The organism is Embleya sp. NPDC020886, assembly GCF_044333915.1.
Taxonomy (GTDB): Bacteria; Actinomycetota; Actinomycetes; order Streptomycetales; family Streptomycetaceae; genus Embleya.
On record NZ_JBIRRX010000005.1, the window covers coordinates 402,702 to 422,627 of the forward strand.

A 19,926-nucleotide genomic window follows, 5' to 3' on the forward strand; every position below is an offset into this window, starting at 1 on the left:
CCGCTTCTGCATTCCGGGAGGTCACGCGCCCATGGCTGTCACCTTGAACGCTGCCGCGCTGGGGCCGCGTCTCGACCGGCTCCCCCTGAGCCGGTTCCATCGCCGCCTGGTCATCGCCCTGGCCGGGATGATCCTGTTCGAGTGGGTGGAGACCTACGCCTTCGCGTTCGTCGCGCCCGTACTGCGCGAGCAATGGGGCATGTCGCTGTCGACCGTCGCGGTTGTGGCCGGCATCGGCCAACTCGGCGCTTTCGGGGGAGGCGTGCTCGGTGGCTACCTCGCAGACCGTCTCGGCCGCCGCCGCACCATGCTGGCCTTCGTCACCCTCTACTGCGCGGCCACCGTCGGCTGCGTACTCGTCCAGAACCCATGGCAATTGATCGCCGCGCGGACGGCGGCGCACTTCGGTGCCCAGGGCATGGCGGTAGTGGCCATCGTCGTGCTCACCGAATTCGTGCCCGCCGCGGCGCGGGGGCGGTTGCAGACCTACAAGGTGGCGGTCGGCTCGCTCGGTATCCCGATCGCGGCCTGGTCCGGCTACTTCCTGGCGCCCCACTGGACCTGGGGCTGGCGCCTCGTCTTCGGTCTCGGCCTGTTCGGCGCGGTCTTCGCCTGGCTGATCCACCGCTGGGTCCCGGAGAGCCCCCGCTGGCTCGCCTCCCGAGGCCGGACCGACGAGGCCGAGGACATCGTCCGGTCCATCGAGACGCAGTGCGGTGTCCGCTCCCCGGCAAAAGACCGCCCGTCGGTCGCACCGGCCCCAGTCGGTACGGGGGAGCCGCCGCGGTTGGCCGAGCTGTGGGCCGCGGCGAACCGCCGCAACTTCCTGATCATCAGCACGATGTGGGTGACCGGACTTCTCGCCTACTCCGCCTTCAACACCTGGACGCCCACGCTCCTCGCCGAGAACGGGCTCGACCTCGACGACACGCTGCTCCTGTCCGCGGCCCTGGGCACGGCCGCGCCCCTGGGAGCGCTCGTCGCCGTACCGTTGATCGACCGCTGGGACCGGCGCCACATGCAGCTCGCCCTCGGCACACTGACCGCCACGCTGCTGCTGTTGTTCTCGCTCGTCCGTGCCCCTGCGGCCATCCTGGCGCTCGGCTGCCTGATCAGTCTGACGTTCCAGATGGCCGTGCCGTTCCTCCAGGTCTACTCGGCCGAGACCTTCCCCACTCGGATCCGCGCGCTCGGCTCCGGCACCGCCAACGCCCTGTCCCGCATCTTCAACTTCGCCGCCCCCATGCTCATCGCCGGCCTCTACGCCGGAGCCGGCTACACCGCCGTCTTCGTTCTCCTCGCCGTCCTCAGTGCCGTGGGCGGCCTGGTCGCCGCCCGCTTCGGCCCGCGTACCACCGGCGTCAGCCTCGAAGCCACCGCGGCGGATCAAACCCGACACCCCAAGGAAGCCGTCACACCATGACCGACCTGTCCTTCGCCTCGGCAACCGAACTCACCGCTCTGATCCGCCGACGGGAGCTGTCACCGACCGAGCTCATGCGGTACACCCTCGACCGGATCGACACCGTGGACTCCGCCGTCAACTCCGTCGTAGCCCTCGCCCCCGAGCGGGCCCTCGCCGAGGCCACCGCGCTCGAACAACGCCTCGCCCGCGGCGAGGAAGCAGGGCCGCTGGCCGGCCTGCCGATCCTCGTGAAGGACCTCGAAGACGCGGAAGGCCTGCCTACCAGCCGCGGCACCAGCGCCTACGCCGGTCGCCCGCCCGCAACCCGCGACAGCATCCACGTCGCCCGGCTGCGCGCCGCCGGCGCCCTGGTGGTCGGCAAGACGAACACCCCGCCGCTCGGTGCCGCGGTGCACACCGCCAACAACGCCTTCGGCGTCACCCGCAACCCCTGGAACCCCGAACGCACACCCGGCGGCTCCAGCGGCGGCGCGGCGGCAGCCGTCGCCGCCGGACTCGTCTCCTTGGCCACCGCAGGTGACGGCGGCGGGTCCACCCGGATCCCCGCCGCGTTGTGCGGGGTCGTCGGCCTCAAACCGTCCCGTGGACGCATCCCCCGTGGTCCCGCCCGCATGCCGGCGTGGACCCAGCACATGTGCCTCTCCGGCATGGCTCGGACCGTCCGGGACACCGCACTGCATCTCGACGTCGCCGCCGGCCACCACCCCGCCGACCCCAACTCGCTGCCCGCGCCCGCCCTGTCCTATCGCGCGGCCCTCGACGAACCGCTCCCCGCCCTACGCGTCGGCGTCCTGCGCACCCTCGGCATCGCCGCGCCTCGCCCCGAAATCCTGCACGCCCTCGACCGTGCCGCCCACCTGCTCCGCGAGCAAGGCCACGAAGTCCGGGACGACGAAGCGCCCCTGCCCGGCGCGGACGATTTCCCCGCCCCGTTCCAGCTGCGGCAGAACGTCCTGGCCTACGCGCGGCTCCTCACCGTGCTCGACGACTTCACGATCCGCCGCCACGCATTCGAGCCGTGGTTCGCCGACGCCCTCGACGCCGGCCGCTCCCTCACCACGGCCGACATGGCCTCCTACTGGGCTCACCGCACACAGCTCGACCGCTGGGCGGCTGCCCTGTTCGATCGGTACGACCTGCTTCTCATGCCGACCACCCCCACCACCGCGTGGCCGGCCGAGGGGCCGAACCTGGCTGTGGCCCTCCGCGAGCGAGCCCTGCCCATCTCGTACACCGCCGTCTTCAACGACACAGGTCATCCGGCCGTCAGTATCCCCGCCGGCATCGCACCGGACGGCCTTCCACTCGCCGTCCAACTCATCGCCCCCCACCACCGAGACGACCTCGCCCTCTCCGCAGCCCACACCCTCGAAGCCTCGCTGGGCACCCAACGCCCGCCTCTCCTCTGAGCAGACGTTCCCCACGGGGCCGTCCGGTGATCCAGACGAGAGCTTGACCACCCAGCCGCCGATCCCGGTGTGTACAAGCCTCGGCACCGGCTGAACCGCGGTCGGCTCCGAGGGTCGCCGGTCGGGAAACCCAGAAGATGAATCCCGTCCTCGAATGGCTCCTTGGCATGTGGCAAGGTTGCGGACGCTCCTCGTGCACGGCGGGGGCGGAGGCATCGGCACCTTCGCGATCCAGATCGCCAAGGCGCTCGGGGCCCGTGTGGTGACCACGGTCGGCGGCCCCGAGAAGGCGGCGCGAGCGCGGGAGTTGGGCGCCGATGTAACGATCGACCACCGCACGGAGGACTTCGGCGAGCACGGTCCCTACGACGTGATCCTCGATGTGATCGGCGGCGGCTACCTCGAACGCAACGTGCGTTCGCCGGCCGCAGACGGGCGCTTGGTCGTCATCGGTCTTCAGGACGGTCTGGAGGGTCGACTGAACCTTGCGGAGCTGGTGTTCAAGCGGGTGTCGGTGTTCGGCACCACGTTGCGCACCCGGTCCGCGGCGCAGAAGGCGGCCATCGTCGCGGACGTGCAGCGCCACGTCTGGCCGATGATCGAGAGCGGGGCCGTGCGGCTGGTCGTCGACCGGACGCTGCCGATGTCCGAGGCCGCCGAGGCGCATCGGGTGATGGAGTCCGGTGGGCACACCGGCAAGATCGTGCTGGTGAACGCCTGACGTACGCCGTGCCGACGGGGGTGCGTCGGGACCGGCGCCGAGACGGAGGCGCGGACCGCGCCCCCGTCCGGTACCGGCCCGGCGGCCCGATCCCGTGGCGGCGTGGCCGCCCCGGTGGCCCGCGGCGCGGGCCCGGGCGGCCGAATGGGTGCACGCCGCAACGGGGAACGGGACGGTCGGCGGCGCGGTGCCTTCGCGTCGGGTTGCGGCGCGCGGGCCGCGCGCCAGGATTGGTCGAGAGTGCCTCGTCCCGCGAGCCGCCGACCGCAGCCGTGCGGGCGGGCCGCACCTTCCAAGGCACGCAGGTGCCCGTGATTGGAGCCGAGATGACCCCGCTTCCCCCGCCGATCACGCCTTACCTCGAACCCGCCGCGCGGGAGTTGTGCGAGGCGACCGACCCGCATCCACGGATCTACGAGGTGCCCCCGGAGAAGGGGCGCGAGATCCTGCTGGGCCTGCAGAGCGACCCGAGCGTGCCGCGCCCGGACGTCGACGAGGAGTGGGTCGAGGTGGACACCGGCGAGTGGGGCACCGTCCGCACCCGCATCATCCGGGCCAAGGGGACCACCGGCCCGCTGCCGGTGGTGTTCTACATCCACGGTGCAGGCTGGGTCTTCGGCGACGACAAGACCCACGACCGCATCTTCCGCGAACTCACCGTCGGTGCGGGCGCCGCGGGCGTCTTCCCAGTCTACGACCGGGCGCCCGAGGCGCAGTACCCCACCCAGGTCGAACAGAACTACGCCGTGGGCCGGTGGGTCATGGAACACGGCGCGGAACACGGCCTGGACACCTCGCGGGTGGCGGTGACCGGCGAGTCGGTCGGCGGCTGCATGGCGACGGTGTTCGCGCTGATGAACAAGGAACGCGGCGGCATCGACCTCAAGGCGCAGGTCCTGCTCTATCCGGTGACCGACGCCGACTTCGACACCCCGTCGTACCTGCAGTTCGCCGAGGGCTACTTCCTCACCCGCGACGGCATGAAGTGGTTCTGGGACGCCTACACCACCGACCCCGCCCAACGCGCCGAGCACCACGCCTCCCCGCTGCGGGCGAGCCTCGACCAGCTCAAGGGCCTCCCGACCACCCTGGTGATCACCGACGAGGCCGACGTGCTGCGCGACGAGGGCGAGCAGTACGCGAACAGGCTGCGCGAGGCCGGCGTGGACGTCACCTCCGTGCGCGTGGCCGGCATGGTCCACGACTTCCTGCTCCTGGACAGCCTGCGCGACACCCGCGCCGCGAACATCGCCCGCAAACTCGCCACCGACGCCCTGCGCACCGCGCTGCACGGCGGCTGACGGGCCTCGGGGCTCCTCGCACAGCCGGGCCGGGCCCGCCGGCGCCCACGTGGCGCGGGCGGGCCCGGCCCTTTCGCGTTCTCGGCCGGTGACGGAGGGTTCCGGGCCCGGCGCATTTGTACCTGCGGATGGAGACCTACCGGGCCGCGAACGCGGCGTTGATCGGCCCCAGGCGTCAATCCCGCTCGCCCGCGCGCGCGGGGCGGCGGCCTGGTCGCCTCCGTGGACGGCATGCGCTTACGACCAGGCCGCCGGGCCGGGTGGGAAGGTGGTGGCCGGCACCCCGCGCGACTCCTTGTACGTCCTGGACGTCCCCTACGACCGCGCCGGCCCGCTCTACCAGCACTACCAGGAAGGCATGGAAGACCGGATCGGCGCGCTCGGCCCGGTCCTCAATGCCCTGGTGCTTTTCACCCGCTACATGGGCGCCGCCCTCGACCGGCTGCGCGCCGACGGCTTCGACGTGCGCGAGCAAGACGTCGCCCGGCTATCACCGTTCGTCCGGAACCACGTCGACATGCTCGGCCGGTACTCGTTCCTGCTGCCCTGGATGCCCGACGGCCTGCGCCCGCTGCGCGACCCGGTGCAGGCCGATCGGGGCTGAACGCACGGCACCACACCTGGCCACCGGGCGGGGCCTGCGGGGTGGGTCAGTTGTCGATGCGACGCTTGCTGAGCCAGGCCACCATCTCGGGGTCGTGGTGGTCGAAGAACAGGGTCGTGCCGGTGTCGAGGGCCGCGATGCCGGCCATCTGGTCGTCTGTGAGCCGGAAGTCGAAGACGTCGATGTTCTGCGCCATCCGGTCGGGGCTGACGGACTTGGGGATGGTGACGATGTCGCGCTGGATCAACCAGCGCAGCACGACCTGCGCCACCGACTTGCCGTGCGCCTCACCCACCTTGCCGAGGACCGGGTGGGTGAACAGGTCGTTCTTGCCTTCGGCGAAGCCGCCCCACGCCTGGTGCTGCACCCGGTGCTCGCGCATCAGCGCGTGATCCAGGTCGCGCTGGAAGAAGGGGTGGGTCTCGATCTGGTTGACCTGCGGGGCGGTGTCGTTGTTGAAAATCAGGTCCAGCAGGCGGTCGGGGTGGAAGTTGGCGACGCCGATCGCCCTGGTCAGACCCTCGGCCTGGGCGGTCTCCATGGCGCGCCACTGGCCGTAGACGTCGCCGTAGGGCTGGTGCATCAGGTACAGGTCGACGTGGTCGAGGCCGAGCTTGGCCAGGGAGGCTTCCAGGGCGCGGCGGGTGTTGTCCTGGGCGGGGGCATCCTGGACCCACAGCTTGGTGGTGACGAACAGGTCCTCGCGCCGGACGCCGCTGTTCTTGATGGCATCGCCGACGGCTTCCTCGTTGCCGTAGGCGGCAGCGGTGTCCAGCAGCCGGTAGCCGGCCGCCAGAGCCTGGGTGACGGCGCGTTCCGTCCGGTCGGCGGGGATCTGGTAGACGCCGAAGCCGAGGATCGGCATCTGGACGCCGTTGTTCAGGGTGACGGTCTGCACGGTGTTCTTCCTTAGCGGTTCGGGTACGGGTGGCGCCTCGACCGCCGGTGCCGGGACGCCCCCGTCCCATCTCCCTCGGACGCTCAGCGGCAGCACACGCTCTGCCGCCGGCGCGGAACCGGCCTCCGGCGCGGCGGCGGTGCCGGGGACAGTGGCGGGCATCGGGGGGCATCCCGAGAGGGGACGGCCGGCCATGCCCCCAGACAACCAGTGCCCCGCACCCGGCGGGGCACTCAAGCAGACCCTGACAAGGACCCCCACACCCGTGCCCCCGTAAGCGGCCCAGCCGTAGTGTCGAAGGCATGGACCGCCGCACCGAGATCCGCGAGTTCCTCACCACCCGCCGGGCTCGCGTCACCCCCGAGCAGGCCGGCCTCACCCCCTCCCCGTTCTCCGGCACCCGCCGTGTCCCCGGCCTGCGCCGCGAGGAAGTCGCCCAGCTCTCCGGCGTCAGCGTTCCCTACTACACCCGCCTCGAACGGGGCGACGCGCGCGGCGCCACCGACGCCGTCCTCGACGCCATCGCCCGCGCCCTGCTCCTGGACGACGCCGAACGCGCCCACCTCTTCGACCTGGTCCGCGCCGCCAACGCCGCCGCAGGCGCCGCAGCGCCGTGCCGGCCCGCCCGGCAGCCCGTCCGCCCCGGCCTGCGCAACCTCGTCGAGACGATCAGCGGCGTCGCCGCCTACATCCGCAATGCCCGCCTCGACCTCCTGGCCGGCAACACCCTCGCCCGCGCCCTGTTCGCCCCGGTCTTCGACAGCCCCGCCCGCCCGGCGAACGCCGCCCGCTTCACCTTCCTCGACCCGACCGCCGCCGCGTTCTATCCCGACTGGCAGGCCGTCGCCGACCAGAACGTCGCCACCCTGCGCGCCGAAGCCGGACGCAGCCCCCACGACAAGGCCCTCAGCGACCTGATCGGCGAACTCTCCATCCGCGGCGGCGACGCCTTCCGCCGGCGTTGGGCCCGCCACGACGTCCGCCACCACCGCAACGGGGCCAAGCGCATCCACCACCCCCTCGTCGGCGACCTCACCTTCACCTACGAGACCACCCGGCTCACCGCCGACGACGGCCTCCGCCTCATCCTGTGCACCGTCCCACCCGGCAGCCGCGACGCCGAAACCCTCGACCTCCTCGCCGGCTGGAACGCCTCCGCACCGACGACCTCACCGTCCGGCAGCTGACTCGGCCTCGTCCGGTCCTTCCCGCCACCATGTCCGGACGCCGTCGCCTCTCCCCTGCCGCAGCTCAGCGCCGGGCGTCACCCGGCGCGAGCAGGCTCGTGACGCCCGCGATGGCCTCTGCCGAGGGCCTGAAGTAGCGGCGGACGTTCTCGACCTTCTTGTGCCGCGACTTGGCCATCAGCATCAGCTCGGAGGCCCCCTGCTCGCCGTGGTGGGTCAAGGAGGTCGAGATCCTCGATATCGACGTCGAGGACCTCCTCGGAGCGGGCGCACGTCTCGTAGGGCATCCGCCACAGCGCCTTCTCCCACAGGTGGACGTCCCGGCGGGCGATCAGGCGGTCGATCGCCATCTTCGAGCGCACCGGGGTATCGGGGTCCGGTAGTGGCATCCGCTTCACCCAGGCTGGCCCGTCGTAGCCCTCGATCGGCGCACCATCCCGTCCAGGACCGCACCGCGCCGCGGCGCGCGTTCCAGGTGTTCACCGCCGAGTCGCCCCAGAGCAGTTCCAACGCCTCGCCGACCGCGATCCCGTGGTTCCGCACGGTGTTCGGGTTGGTGAGCGAGTCGAGGAACACGTCGGCCGCCGCAGCGACGCCGACCGGGCGCATACACGGGCGCGCGGAGACAGCGGTCCCCGCGACGGCCGAACGCTCGGTCCAGGCCGGTCGGTCGGTCGGTCGGGTCAGCCCACGTCGGCGACGAGCCGCTTGGCGAGTGGTTCGGACGAGGCCGGGTTCTGGCCGGTGTAGAGGTTGCGGTCGACGACGACGAACGGGCGCAGCGGTACGCGGGACTTGGTGTAGTGGGCGCCGCTGTCGCGCAGGCGGTCCTCCAGCAACCATTGGGCCTTGCGGCCGAAGCTGTTGAACTTCTCCTCGACGTTGGACAGGCCGGTCATCCGGTATCCGGTGAACGGCCACGATCCGTCGGCGTCGTGTGCCGCGAAGGCGGCGGCGGGTGCGTGGCACAGGAGCGCGAGGGGTTTGCCGGAGGCCAGTACGCGGGTGAGCAGTGCGCCGGAGACCGGGTCGACCGCGAGGTCTTCCATCGGTCCGTGGCCGCCGGGGTAGAACACCACGTCGAACGCGTCCGGGTCGACGTCGTCCAGCGACCGGGGCGCGGCCGTCTGGGTCTTGATGGTGTCCAGGTAGCGGGCGACCTCGCGCAGTCTGGACGGTCGGCCGGCGGTCCAGGACATGCTGAGCCGGTCGAGTGTGGGCGGCTTCCCGCCGGGGGTGGCGATCGTGGTCTCCCAGCCGGCCTCGGTGAAGATCTTGTGCGGCATCGCCAGTTCCTCGCCCCAGAAGCCGGAGGGGTGCACGACGCCGTTCCGAAGGGTCCAGCGATCCGCCGCGGACACCACGATGAGGACCTTGGTCATGTCGTTCTCCTTCACGTTCGGGGCTCGGACGGTGCCGCCGTCCGCGTGCACCCGGCACGGATACCCCTGATCGTCATCCGCCCATGTGCGGCCGTGGGCGATCGGCCGCTACTCGTCGTGGTCCAGGCGGCGTGAGGTTTCGGCGGTGGGCAGCCAGGCGCGGTAGTGGCGCAGTGCCCACCGCTGCAGGCGTTGCTCGGGGAGCAGGGCGCGCGCCGGGTGGGTTCCGGGCCGAGGGGCGCCGCCGCGGGCGATGCGGCGCATCTGGTGGCGGACCTGCGCCATGCTCGCGGCCGAGGCGAGGGCCTTGTCGGTCCAGGCCACCGGGCGCAGCTGCCGGTCGGCCTCGCGGCCGTTGCGCCGGCGTTCGGGCAGGTCCGGGGTGACGGCCGGGGCGGTGCCCATCCCGATCAGGGCGACCCCGCTGTCGAGGACCCGGTCCGCGGTGTCGCGTCGGGTGATGCCGCCGGTCAGCATCAGCGGGAGGGGACTGGTCGTGACCAGGTCCCTGGCCAGGTCCAGGAAGTAGGCCTCGCGGGACCGGGTGCGAGTGTCCGCGGGGCGGCCGGTCATCGCCGGGCTCTCGTAGCTGCCGCCGGACAGTTCGACCAGGTCCACGTCGAGCGGTTCGAGCATCGCGATCACCCGGCGGGCGTCGTCGACGCCGAAACCGCCGCGCTGGAAGTCGGCGGAGTTGAGCTTCACCGCGACCGCGACCGCGAACGACGGCGACACCACCGCGCGGGTGGCGGCGACGACGTCCAGCAACATCCTGGCCCGATGCTCCGCTCCAGCGGACCGCCCCACGCGTCGGTGCGACGGTTGACCAGCGGGGACAGGAACTGCGACAGCAGGTAGCCGTGCGCCGCGTGGACCTCCACGCCGTCGAACCCCGCCTTCTCGGCATGCCGGGCGGTGGCCACGAACCGGGCGACGGTCGCCTCGATCCGCCCGGGGGTCATGGCGGTGGGGCGGCCGAAGCGGTTGCTGTGCCGGCCGAGGTCGACGCCCACGTCGGACGGTCCCCACACGACGCCGGGGCATCGCGGCCTGGACCTGGCGGCCGGGGTGGTTGATCTGCATCCAGACCGCCCCGCCACCGGACTTGGCCGCCTCGGCCCACTCCGCGAACGGCTCCAACGGCGCCGCCTCGTCGAGCACCACGCCGCCGGGGCCGGTCAGCGCCTCGGCGTGGACCATCACGTTGCCGGTGATCAGCAGCCCGGCTCCGCCGGCCGCCCAGCGCCGGTACAACGCGATCAGCCCGGCGCCGGGAACCTGGCCGGGTCCGGCCATGTTCTCCTCCATGGCCGCCTTCGAGCAGACCGTCACGCTCAAGGACGGCACCACGAAGAAGCGCCGCCAGAAGCTGCACTTCGAGTACGACGGCAAGGACACGAGCCGGATCGCCGTCACGTCCTTCATCGGCCCCGTCGACGACGCGGACCTTTCCGGGTTCCTCGCGTTCCTCGGCGAGGACTGGACCAGGCCTGCGGCCGTCGTCGTCGACGGGGAACTCGCCCTGCGCCACCACCTCCATCTGCCCGAGACCGACGGCGACAAGGCCACGCGGGCCGCCGACGAGAAGGTGCTCGCCCAAGCCTTCATCGCGTCCCTGGCCCTCGGCAGCTTCGCCGACACCATGGAGGACTACTACTTCGAGGAAGACGAGTAGCCGTCCCGACGCGGAACGACTCGGCGCCTCGCAGGTCCGGCCACGAAGGCATCGCCCGCCCACCGCCGGCACGGACCCGGGCAAGGCGCCCCACCCACGACGACCGCGACCGGGAATACCGCGTGCAATGCGCCGGCGACGACGGCTACGACCGCAGGTAGACGGTCGAGACCGCGGCGAAACCCGCGAACGGGACCCGACCCCACGGGCCGGACGCCGTTCGCGTCACCCGGGAACGGGCCGGCTCCCGGGCCCGACGCGGTGGTCCGGCGTCCCCCCGTCGCCGGGGTGTCACCGCTGCGGTCGGCCGTCCGACGCGGCCGATCGTCCCGGGCACCTGGGACCCCCTCGTGACGTAGTCGTCCCGGACGCGGGGTACGGCGCCGAAAAAGCCCGCCTCCGCGCGTTCCACGGCTCGAGACGACGACCGGGGCGACGGCTCGAAACGCGACGACGAGTAGGGCTACGGCCGCGAGTCGACGGTCGAGACCTCGGCTCGGGCCGAGGCGGCGGTGCCCGCGCCGGGCGGGGCGCCGAACACACAGGTCGGCGTGCCCGCCTTCACCGACGACAACCCCGACACAACCCCCCGAAGGGCGAGACCCGGCCGCGGATGGCTCAGCGGGCATCCACAACCACCCCGTCGGACCATGCCTCGCCGCCTACCGCCGCCCGTTGCGGTCCCGCGGGAACTCCGCACGCCGGGCTCGGCGATGGGCACTCCTGGTCCCGATCGACCCCGACGGGAACCCCACCGGACGCGACGACCCCGCCCTGCGCCGGTCACACGTCGCGGGTCTTCAACCGCACGCCGCCGGCGATCAACGCGATTCCCGCGTAGACCGCGATCAGCAACAGCGATCCCCACGGGCCGGGCCCACCGGTGTCGCCGCCGCCGTCGATCAGCTTGATCAGCGCGAACATCGGCGAGTACTGCATCAGCTTGTCGCCGCCGGACGGCAACATCGGACCGATGATCATCGGCAGCAGGATGATGCCCAGCAGTGCGGTGATCGCGCCCGCCGAGTGCCGCAGCAACGTGCCGAGCCCGAGCCCGAACAGTCCGATCACCGCGAGGTAGAGCGAACTGCCCACGACGCTGCGGAAGAAGTCGGAGTCCTTTGCGGCGGAGTCGCCGATCCGCGAGGTCAGCATCGCGTCGCCGATCACCGCCGCAAGGGTGTTGGCGACCAGGGCGACCACCAGGATCAGGCCGGCGAACACCAGACCCTTGGCGACCAGAACCCGGACCCTGCGTGGATGGGCGGTCAGCGTGGTGCGGATCATGCCGGTGGTGTACTCGGCGGCAATGGTCAGCACGCCCAACGTGGCCGCCGCGATCTGCGCGATCATCACGCCGATCAGCGAGATCGAGACGTAGTCGTCCTTGACCTTCGGGTCGGCGACGCCGCCGAGCAGCACCCCCAGGCCCAGGATCAGCACGACCATCACCAGCAACGTCCACACCGTGGAGCGCACCGTGCGGATCTTGGTCCACTCGGACAGCAGTACCCGGCCGAAGCCCGCATTGCCATCGCCGAGTCGTCCGGGCGCTCGCCCCTGCCCGGTCGACGGGTGAGGGCCCTGCCTTCCGGGGTGCCGGCGGAACCGTCGCTGTCCAGGCATGGGCTGCTGCTCTCCGTACGTCGGGTGCGAAGCGCCCTGGGGCATGGGGGGTGGCGTGTTCCGTGCCATCGCTCAGCCCTCGCTTCCGGTGGACCGGGGCATGGACCGTGAACCGACCGACGCGGCACCGGAGTGCGGGCGACCCGGAGACGCGCCGTCGCCCGGGGGCGAGCCGTCCGGGACACCGGCGCGGTACTCCACGCTGTCCCGGGTCATCCGCATGTAGACCTCTTCGAGCGAGTCGAAGCGCGGCGACAACTCGTGCAGCGCGATGCCGTGTTCGACCGCGAGGTCGCCGATCACCGTCGGCGGCAGGTCGTGCACCCGGAACGAGCCCTCGACGCCGGGCTCGGGACTCATGCTCGCGCCCTTGCCCTCGATCAGCGCCCTGAGCTGCTCGACCCGGGGCGAGCGCACCACGGTGAACGCCTGGGAGTTCGTCTCGATGAAGTCGCGCATCGAGGTGTCGGCGATCATCCGGCCCTGGCCGATCACGATCAGGTGGTCCGCGGTCACCTCCATCTCGCTCATCAGGTGGCTGGAGACGAAGACGGTGCGACCCTCCGAGGCCAACTGCTTCATCAGGTTGCGGATCCACAGGATGCCCTCGGGGTCGAGCCCGTTGACCGGCTCGTCGAACATCACGATGCCCGGGTCACCGAGCAGCGCCGAGGCGATCCCAAGCCGCTGCCCCATGCCGAGCGAGAAGCCGTTCGCGCGCTTCCTCGCCACCTGGGTCAGGCCGACCATCCCGAGCACCTCGTCCACCCGGCGGTTGGGGATGCCGTTGCTCTGCGCCAGGCACAGCAGGTGGTTGTACGCGGTCCGGCCGCCGTGCATCGCCTTGGCGTCCAGCAGCGCGCCCATCTCCCGCAGCGGGGCCCGCACGTGGTCGTACGGGCGACCGTTGACCGTGACGTCGCCGCCGGTCGGCGTGTCCAGGCCGAGGATCATCCGCATGGTGGTCGACTTGCCGGCGCCGTTGGGGCCGAGGAAGCCGGTCACCGAGCCCGGACGCACCCGAAAGGAAAGCTGATCCACCGCCACCTTGGTCCCGTAGCGTTTGGTGAGCCTTCTTGCTTCGATCATCTGTTGCAGCGCTCCAGGGTATGTTCGCTGGTCGGTTCAACGGGTCGGGACCTCGAACTCGGGGCCGCTTTGCCCTTGTCGTCGGTCTCCGCTCGTGCCGCGGACATCGAGTCACGGGTTCGAGGAGGGCTCGCTGAACCTTTCCTGCGGGGCCTCCATAAAAGCGAGACCGGTACGGAGCCCCGGCGATCGACGGCCCCGTGACCACCGAGTTCGCCGTGTTCCGCCGGGACCGTTCAGTCGTCGTCCGGCACGCCCGACTCGAGTCCACCGCCCTCTCGATGCCCAGGACCATCGTGGTGCCCGCGCAACCGGATTCCCATCGGGTTCACCCCTGGTCGACCCCCGGTTTCACCCTGAGCAGGCGCCAGGGTCGACCCCTACGTCGGCCACAGAGTGTGTCCTGCCCACCCTCTGGGGTTTCGCTCGGCCACGCGTACGAGCGCCGGGATCAATCTCGGCTCTCCTCCCCCGTGACCCAACTCAGCGACACCGAGGGGCACTTGCGCGCAGCGGTATCGCTCCACCGCACCCGCCCGATACGGCTTCGGCAGCCCCTCGATGAATTCGATGTCGGCCGACACCCTCACCCCGACCGGCAGGACACCGGCGCCGAGACCGCCGACCTGTTGGAAGACCTCTCCGAACGCGTGGGGGCGACGTTCGTGTACGCGGGCAACGACGTGGCCGCCACACCGTTGTCCGGTGGGGCATACGGGGCGCAACTCGTCGGACGGGCCGCACTGATCGACTTGGGGTGTTCCCCGCGCGGCTCGGGAAAAGCGAACCGTTCACGGAGTTGATCACCGGGTTGAAAGCTGCCCTCGACCCGAACGCGCACCGGGCCGGGACACTCCCCCGCCTCGCCGCCCTCCTCCATCGGCGGACCGCCGGCAGGATCGGCAGCCTCACCCGCCTGATCCGCCAAGCCGCGATCACCGCGACCACCGCGATCGTCGACGGCACCGAACGCAGCCGGCCTCGACGCGGTTCGTCTCGACCACCTCGCCGAAACACACCACCGTCCCGGCACACCCCGGGCCGCACACCCAAGCGGTAGGCCGGCCCGGCCCTGCGACGCAGGCCAACCCCCGTGGCCGGCACAAACACGACCCGGTCTTCAGGCGCGCAGGGCTACGTGCAACACACCCACGAATTCTCAACGAAACCGCGACACCCCCAGGTCAAACCCCCACGGCCCTCCCCCGGACGGCCACAAATCGTTCCCACCCACCCGCGACACTCCGGCTCGCGTCACCGCCCACACCAACCACCACGGCGAAATCACCACATTCGATCACAACCGCCCCTGCGCGGTACCCGCGCCCCCGCCCCCGCCCCCACCCGAAACCGGCGCGGCCGGGGCGAGCCCGACCCGAGCGTGGCTCCAGAGCTGGTCGAGCCGGCACGTCGACTCTGTTGACGGTCCCGGGGACCGGCTCGGCCGGGAACACCGGTCACGCCCGGGCTTGGCACAGGCGAAGGGAATCACCGTGGGAAAACGGCGCGTAGTGATCACCGGCATCGGGGTGCGCGCCCCGGGCGGAAACGGCACCAAGGACTTCTGGGAGCTGTTGACCAACGGCCGAACGGCCACGCGCGGAATTTCGTCCTTCGACGCGTCGCCCTTTCGCTCGCGCGTGGCCGGCGAGGTCGACTTCGACGCGCGTGCCGAGGGCTTCGGCCCGCGCGAGATCCGGCGGATGGACCGGGCCACGCAGTTCGCCGTCGCCTGCGCCCGGGACGCGCTCGCCGACAGCGGCCTGCCCCGGGAAACACTGCCGCCGGAGCGCGTCGCGGTCGTGCTGGGCTCCGCGGTCGCCTCGGCGACCAGCCTCGAACGCGAATACCTCGTGATGTCGGACAGCGGGCGGGAGTGGCTGGTCGACCACGACCACCTGTCCCCGTACATGTTCGACTACCTCAGCCCCGGGGCGATGCCCGCCGAAGTCGCCTGGGCGGTCGGGGCGGAGGGGCCGGTCACGATGGTGTCCGACGGCTGCACCTCCGGCCTGGACGCGGTCGGGCACGCGGTCCGACTCATCCGTGAGGGCACCGTCGACGCGGCCGTCGCCGGGGCCACCGACACTCCCATCACGCCGATCGTCGTCGCGTGCTTCGACGCCATCAAGGCGACCACCCCGCGCGACGACGACCCGGCCGGGGCCTCCCGGCCCTTCGACGGATCCCGCAACGGCTTCGTGATCGCCGAGGGCGCCGCCATGTTCGTCCTGGAGGAGTACGAGGCGGCACGGGCCCGCCGGGCACCGATCTACGCGGAGGTCGGCGGCTACGCCTCCCGCTGCAACGCCTACCACATGACCGGGCTCAAGACGGATGGCCGCGAGATGGCCGAGGCGATCCGGGTCGCCCTCGACGAGGCCCGGCTGGACCGCACCGCCGTGGACTACGTCAACGCGCACGGCTCCGGCACCAAACAGAACGACCGGCACGAGACAGCCGCCTACAAGCTCAGCCTCGGTGAGCACGCGTACCGGGTCCCGGTCAGCTCGATCAAGTCGATGGTCGGGCACTCGCTCGGCGCGATCGGCTCCATCGAGATCGCCGCCTGCGCGCTGGCGATCAGGCACGGCGTCGTGCCCCCCACGGCGAACCTGCACACGCCCGACCCCGAATGCGACCTCGACTACGTGCCGTTGACCGCCCGGGAGCAGCGGGTGGACACCGTGCTGTCGGTGGGCAGCGGGTTCGGCGGCTTCCAGACCGCGATGGTCCTGCACGAGGCGGAGGTGCGCACCGGATGACCGGGACGGTGATCACCGGCATGTCGGTGGCCGCGCCCATCGGGCTCGGTACGGAGGACTTCTGGCGGTCCGTCGTCGCCGGCCGCGCCGGCATCGGCCCCTTGGACCGCTTCGACGCCTCCGGGTATCCGGCCCGCTTCGCGGGCCAGATCCGGGACTTCGACGCGGCGGAACACCTCTCCGGCCGGTTGCTTCCGCAGACCGACGTGTCCACGCGATATGCGCTGGCCGTGGCCGAGTGGGCCCTGGCGGACGCCGAGGTGGGCCCGGACACCCTGGCCGACTACGACATGGGCGTGGTGGTCTCCAGTGCCCAGGGCGGCTTCGACTTCACCCACCGGGAGTTCCACAAGCTCTGGAGCCAGGGCCCCGAGTACGTCAGCGTCTACGAGTCCTTCGCCTGGTTCTACGCCGTCAACACCGGCCAGATCTCGATCCGACACAAGATGCGCGGCCCCGGCGCCGCCCTGGTGGCCGAACAGGCGGGCGGCCTGGACGCGATCGGGCACGCCCGTCGGACCGTGCGCCTGGGCACCAAGCTGGTGCTCGGCGGCGGCGTCGACTCGGCGTTCGACCCGTGGGGCTGGGCCGCCCAACTGGCGGGCGGTCGGGTCAGCACGGTTGCCGACCCGGCGCGCGCCTATCTGCCCTTCGACCGGGACGCCGCCGGCCATGTGCCCGGCGAGGGCGGCGCGTTGCTGGTGATCGAGGACGCCGACTCGGCGCGCGAGCGCGGTGCGCGGCAGGTGTACGGCAGTGTCGCCGGCTACGCCTCGACCTTCGACCCCAAGCCGGGCTCGGATCGGCCCGCCGGGCTGCGCCGGGCCGCCGAACTCGCGCTGGCCGACGCCGGATTGGCCGCCTCGGACATCGACGTGGTGTTCGCCGACGGCGCCGGGGGCGCGGACCTCGACCGGGTCGAGGCCGAGGCCCTTCGATGCCTGTTCGGCGCCTATGGCGTACCGGTCACCGCGCCGAAGTCGCTCACCGGCCGGATGGCCGCCGGGGGCGGTCCGGTGGATCTGGTCGCCGCGCTGCTGTCCATGCGGGACGGACTCGTGCCGCACACCGCGCACACCAGGCACGTGCCCGAGGACTACGGCCTGGACCTCGTCCTGGACGAGCCGCGTGTGGCACAGGTTCGCTCGGCGCTGGTCCTCGCGCGCGGCCGGCGCGGTTTCAACTCGGCCGTCGTACTGACCCATCCGGACTTCTGAGATCCCTCACGGGGCCACCCGGACCCCCGGTTCTTCGAGACGTACCCCTCACCGACCACCCACCCATCGGCAACAGCAGGAGGCACGGCACACCATGGCAGCAGTGATGGACATCGACGCACTCCGCGAGATCCTCGTGGCCTGTGCGGGTGAAGACGAAGCGGTCAACCTCGACGGCGACGTGCTCGACCGCTCCTTCGAGGAGTTGGCCTACGACTCGCTCGCGCTGATCGAGTGCGCTGCCAGGATCAAGCAGCTCCACGGCGTGGAGATCCCCGACGACGCGCTGGTCGACCTCAGGACCCCGCGAGCGCTGCTCGACCTCGTCAACGGGGTGCCGGCGGCCGGCCGGCAGTCATGAGCGGACGGGAGGGCACGAGCCCCGTGAATTCGGTGCGCAAGTCACCGCGGACGGCATCCCCGACAACACCTCGAATACATCGCGCGGAACACTCGCTCGTCGTCGCGGCGCCCGCGAGCGTCGTCTACGACCTGATCGCGAACGCCGCGTCGTGGCCGGCCGTCTTCGGCCCGTGCGTCCATGTACGACACCTCGACCACAACCCGCGCGCCGAGCGCTTCGAGATCTGGGCGGATGTGAATGGCCGCGTGGCGCAATGGACTTCGCGGCGCACCCTGGACCCCGAGCGGCGCTACGTCGCCTTTCGGCAGGAGCACGGCAGTCCGCCGGTCGCCTCGATGAGCGGCGGTTGGCTGCTGCGCGAGTTGCCGGACGGGCATACCGAGGTGGTGCTGCGACACCGCTTCACCATCGTCGATCACGACCCGACCGCGGCGGCCGAGGTGTCCCGGGCGCTCGACCGCAACAGCGCGGCCGAACTGGGCGCCCTCGCCCGGATCGCCGAAGTCGGCCCGGCGACCGGGGGGCTGGTCCTCACCTTCAGCGACACGATCGCGCTGGCCTGCCCGGCCGAGGACGCGTACGAATTCGTGAACCGCGCGGACCTGTGGGCCGAGCGTCTGCCGCACGTGGCCAGGACCGAGTTGACCGAGACCGTCCCCGGCATCCAGGAACTGGAGATGGACACCGTCACCGCCGACGGGTCCGCGCACACCACCCGGTCGATCCGGGTGTGTTCGCGGCCCGGGTGGATCGCGTACAAGCAGCGGACGCCCCCGAAGCTGCTGCTCGGCCACAGCGGTCTGTGGACGTTCGACGACGCCGGCACCGGGGCGGTGGCCTCGGCCCGGCACACCGTCGTGATCGACCCCGAGGCGGTGCCCGCGGTGCTCGGGGCCGACGCCACGCTCGCCGACGCGCGGACCTACATCCGCAGGGCGCTCGGGGACAACAGCCGGGCCACGCTGGCCCTGGCGGCCGGCTTGCCCGGGACGGTGCCGCGCTGAGTCCGGACGCGAACGCACGAAAGAGGCCCGCCGGGCAAGAACCCGGCGGGCCTCGCGCGTGCCCGGCTGCGGCAAAGCGGCCGGGTACGTCGGGCGGCTCAGCCGCCGGCCAGTACCTGCCGCGCGTAGGACTCCGCGGCGGTGTCGAAACGCAGCACGATGTGACTGGTCGCCGAGTTGACGTCCCGCCAGTGGCGCTCGAACGGGCTGCCCGAGGTCTGACCGGAGGTCCCCATCGCGCGGAACATGCGGTTGACGGCGGTCAACAGGGTCTCGGACGCCAACGAGCAGTCCCGCGCGCCGCGTGCCGTCAACAGGTCGGTGAAAACACCCTCGTCGGCCACGGCGGCGGCGCGGCGCAGCAACAGCTCCGCCGCGTCCACCTCGCCCGCGGTCCGGGCGAGCACGTCCCGGAAGGCGACGTCGTCCGCGGCCGAACCGCCGGTGCCCGTAGCGGCCTTGGCCGCGTTCCACCGGGTCCACTCGCTGAGCATGCCGCGCGCCGCCCCCAGGACGGGGGTCACGAACGACAAGCCGTTGACCGCCCGCAGCGGCACCCGATGGCAGGTCGCCGGCGAGGTGGAGCCGGCGCCGTCGAGGACCTGTGCGCGCGCGAACGAGAGGTGTTCGGGCACGTACGCCCCGTCCAGCACGAGCGTGTTGCTGCCGGTCCCGCGCATCCCCACCGAGAACCAGGTGTCCAGCACGGTGTATGTGGCGCGGGGAACCGCGAAGTATCGGGCCTGGGGGGATCCGTCGCCGTTGTGCCCGTCCGCCGGAGCCATCGCGCACAGTAGTGCCCACTGGGAGAAGTCCACCGCACTGATGTACGACCACTTCCCGGACAACCGCCACCCGCCGGGCACCTTCTCGGCCCGGCCGACCGGCATCAACGCCCCGACCAGCAGGGTGTCGGGGCCGTCCGCCCACAGTTCACGCTGCCCCTCTTCGGGCAGGTGGACCGCCATCCGGGCCACGGTGGCGCCGAGCGAGGCCACCCAGGCGGTGGCGGCGCACGCTCGGCCGACGATCGCGACGGCGTCGAGGAGTTCGGTGAAGCCGGCGGCGGCGCCGCCGTAGCGGGTGGGGACGAAGTGACGGGCGAATCCCGCGTCGACGACCTCGCGCACGACGTCGGGACGCAACCGCCGCTCCTGATCGGCGTCGACGGCGTGCCGGGCCGCCGTGCGCGCGACGTCCCGGGCGCGGGCGAGCAACGGGGTGACACTGTCGAGTTCTCCTGCCGTCCGCATCATGG

General features: G+C 71.8%; 16 protein-coding genes and 3 pseudogenes. 11 read left to right on the forward strand and 8 right to left on the reverse strand.

Going from position 1 to position 19,926, the window contains the following annotated elements; all coding sequences use genetic code 11:
* The first annotated feature begins 31 nt into the window (after window positions 1-31).
* From ACH4U8_RS20880 to ACH4U8_RS20900, 5 genes and pseudogenes are all read left to right on the forward strand, one after another.
* Window positions 32-1,423, forward strand: coding sequence for an MFS transporter (locus tag ACH4U8_RS20880; RefSeq protein WP_395779260.1), 1,392 nt, complete (start codon window positions 32-34; stop codon window positions 1,421-1,423).
* Window positions 1,420-2,835 (forward strand): amidase, encoded by a 1,416-nt coding sequence (locus ACH4U8_RS20885; RefSeq protein WP_360305885.1) that lies wholly within the window; start codon window positions 1,420-1,422, stop codon window positions 2,833-2,835. The genes ACH4U8_RS20880 and ACH4U8_RS20885 overlap by 4 nt, the downstream gene beginning before the upstream one ends.
* Before the next feature lie 184 nt (window positions 2,836-3,019).
* Window positions 3,020-3,556: pseudogene (locus ACH4U8_RS20890) on the forward strand (zinc-binding dehydrogenase); the annotation flags it as partial.
* Window positions 3,557-3,882: 326 nt separating this feature from the next.
* The gene (locus ACH4U8_RS20895; protein ID WP_395779262.1) at window positions 3,883-4,857 is read left to right on the forward strand and encodes an alpha/beta hydrolase; all 975 of its coding nucleotides are present in this window, start codon (window positions 3,883-3,885) and stop codon (window positions 4,855-4,857) included.
* 316 nt (window positions 4,858-5,173) lie between these two features.
* Window positions 5,174-5,461 (forward strand): annotated as a pseudogene (locus ACH4U8_RS20900) (Tn3 family transposase); the annotation flags it as partial.
* Window positions 5,462-5,507: 46 nt separating this feature from the next.
* On the opposite strand, the gene ACH4U8_RS20905 reads toward ACH4U8_RS20900, so the two are convergent.
* Window positions 5,508-6,359, reverse strand: coding sequence for an aldo/keto reductase (locus tag ACH4U8_RS20905; protein ID WP_395779540.1), 852 nt, complete (start codon window positions 6,357-6,359; stop codon window positions 5,508-5,510).
* Between the two features lie 302 nt (window positions 6,360-6,661).
* Between ACH4U8_RS20905 and ACH4U8_RS20910 the strand changes: the two genes are divergently transcribed.
* Window positions 6,662-7,546 (forward strand): helix-turn-helix transcriptional regulator, encoded by an 885-nt coding sequence (locus ACH4U8_RS20910; protein ID WP_395779264.1) that lies wholly within the window; start codon window positions 6,662-6,664, stop codon window positions 7,544-7,546.
* 64 nt (window positions 7,547-7,610) lie between these two features.
* Here ACH4U8_RS20910 and ACH4U8_RS20915 read toward each other — a convergent pair.
* The 4 genes and pseudogenes from ACH4U8_RS20915 to ACH4U8_RS20930 all read right to left on the reverse strand — a co-directional run bounded on the left by ACH4U8_RS20915 (window position 7,611) and on the right by ACH4U8_RS20930 (window position 9,941).
* Window positions 7,611-8,155 (reverse strand): annotated as a pseudogene (locus tag ACH4U8_RS20915) (hypothetical protein).
* 74 nt (window positions 8,156-8,229) lie between these two features.
* Window positions 8,230-8,928 (reverse strand): type 1 glutamine amidotransferase domain-containing protein, encoded by a 699-nt coding sequence (locus tag ACH4U8_RS20920; RefSeq protein ID WP_395779266.1) that lies wholly within the window; start codon window positions 8,926-8,928, stop codon window positions 8,230-8,232.
* 108 nt (window positions 8,929-9,036) lie between these two features.
* A complete protein-coding gene (locus ACH4U8_RS20925) occupies window positions 9,037-9,699 on the reverse strand; it encodes a hypothetical protein (protein WP_395779268.1) in 663 nt (220 codons plus the stop codon).
* Window positions 9,630-9,941 (reverse strand): hypothetical protein, encoded by a 312-nt coding sequence (locus ACH4U8_RS20930; protein ID WP_395779270.1) that lies wholly within the window; start codon window positions 9,939-9,941, stop codon window positions 9,630-9,632. The genes ACH4U8_RS20925 and ACH4U8_RS20930 overlap by 70 nt, the downstream gene beginning before the upstream one ends.
* A 92-nt stretch (window positions 9,942-10,033) precedes the next feature.
* Here ACH4U8_RS20930 and ACH4U8_RS20935 point away from each other — a divergent pair, with 92 nt between their 5' ends.
* Complete coding sequence (locus ACH4U8_RS20935) at window positions 10,034-10,603, forward strand: hypothetical protein (protein ID WP_395779272.1); 570 nt, start codon at window positions 10,034-10,036, stop codon at window positions 10,601-10,603.
* Window positions 10,604-11,386: 783 nt separating this feature from the next.
* Here the strand turns inward: ACH4U8_RS20935 and ACH4U8_RS20940 are convergent.
* Both ACH4U8_RS20940 and ACH4U8_RS20945 read right to left on the reverse strand, forming a co-directional pair.
* Window positions 11,387-12,082 carry an ABC transporter permease subunit gene (locus tag ACH4U8_RS20940; RefSeq protein WP_395779274.1) on the reverse strand — a complete coding sequence of 232 codons (696 nt, stop codon included), beginning with the start codon at window positions 12,080-12,082 and terminating at the stop codon, window positions 11,387-11,389.
* 219 nt (window positions 12,083-12,301) lie between these two features.
* Window positions 12,302-13,318, reverse strand: coding sequence for an ATP-binding cassette domain-containing protein (locus tag ACH4U8_RS20945; protein WP_395779276.1), 1,017 nt, complete (start codon window positions 13,316-13,318; stop codon window positions 12,302-12,304).
* A gap of 1,493 nt (window positions 13,319-14,811) precedes the next feature.
* On the opposite strand from ACH4U8_RS20945, the gene ACH4U8_RS20950 reads away from it, so the two are divergent.
* The 4 genes from ACH4U8_RS20950 (at window position 14,812) to ACH4U8_RS20965 (ending at window position 18,668) form a co-directional block, all read left to right on the forward strand.
* The gene (locus ACH4U8_RS20950; protein ID WP_395779278.1) at window positions 14,812-16,083 is read left to right on the forward strand and encodes a beta-ketoacyl-[acyl-carrier-protein] synthase family protein; all 1,272 of its coding nucleotides are present in this window, start codon (window positions 14,812-14,814) and stop codon (window positions 16,081-16,083) included.
* Window positions 16,080-17,300 (forward strand): ketosynthase chain-length factor, encoded by a 1,221-nt coding sequence (locus tag ACH4U8_RS20955; protein WP_395779280.1) that lies wholly within the window; start codon window positions 16,080-16,082, stop codon window positions 17,298-17,300. Before ACH4U8_RS20950 ends, ACH4U8_RS20955 begins: the two co-directional genes overlap by 4 nt.
* A gap of 94 nt (window positions 17,301-17,394) precedes the next feature.
* Window positions 17,395-17,661 carry an acyl carrier protein gene (locus tag ACH4U8_RS20960; RefSeq protein WP_360305867.1) on the forward strand — a complete coding sequence of 89 codons (267 nt, stop codon included), beginning with the start codon at window positions 17,395-17,397 and terminating at the stop codon, window positions 17,659-17,661.
* Window positions 17,662-17,693: 32 nt separating this feature from the next.
* The gene (locus ACH4U8_RS20965; protein ID WP_395779282.1) at window positions 17,694-18,668 is read left to right on the forward strand and encodes an aromatase/cyclase; all 975 of its coding nucleotides are present in this window, start codon (window positions 17,694-17,696) and stop codon (window positions 18,666-18,668) included.
* Window positions 18,669-18,766: 98 nt separating this feature from the next.
* On the opposite strand, the gene ACH4U8_RS20970 is transcribed toward ACH4U8_RS20965, so the two are convergent.
* The gene (locus ACH4U8_RS20970; RefSeq protein WP_360305863.1) at window positions 18,767-19,924 is read right to left on the reverse strand and encodes an acyl-CoA dehydrogenase family protein; all 1,158 of its coding nucleotides are present in this window, start codon (window positions 19,922-19,924) and stop codon (window positions 18,767-18,769) included.
* Window positions 19,925-19,926 lie beyond the last annotated feature (2 nt).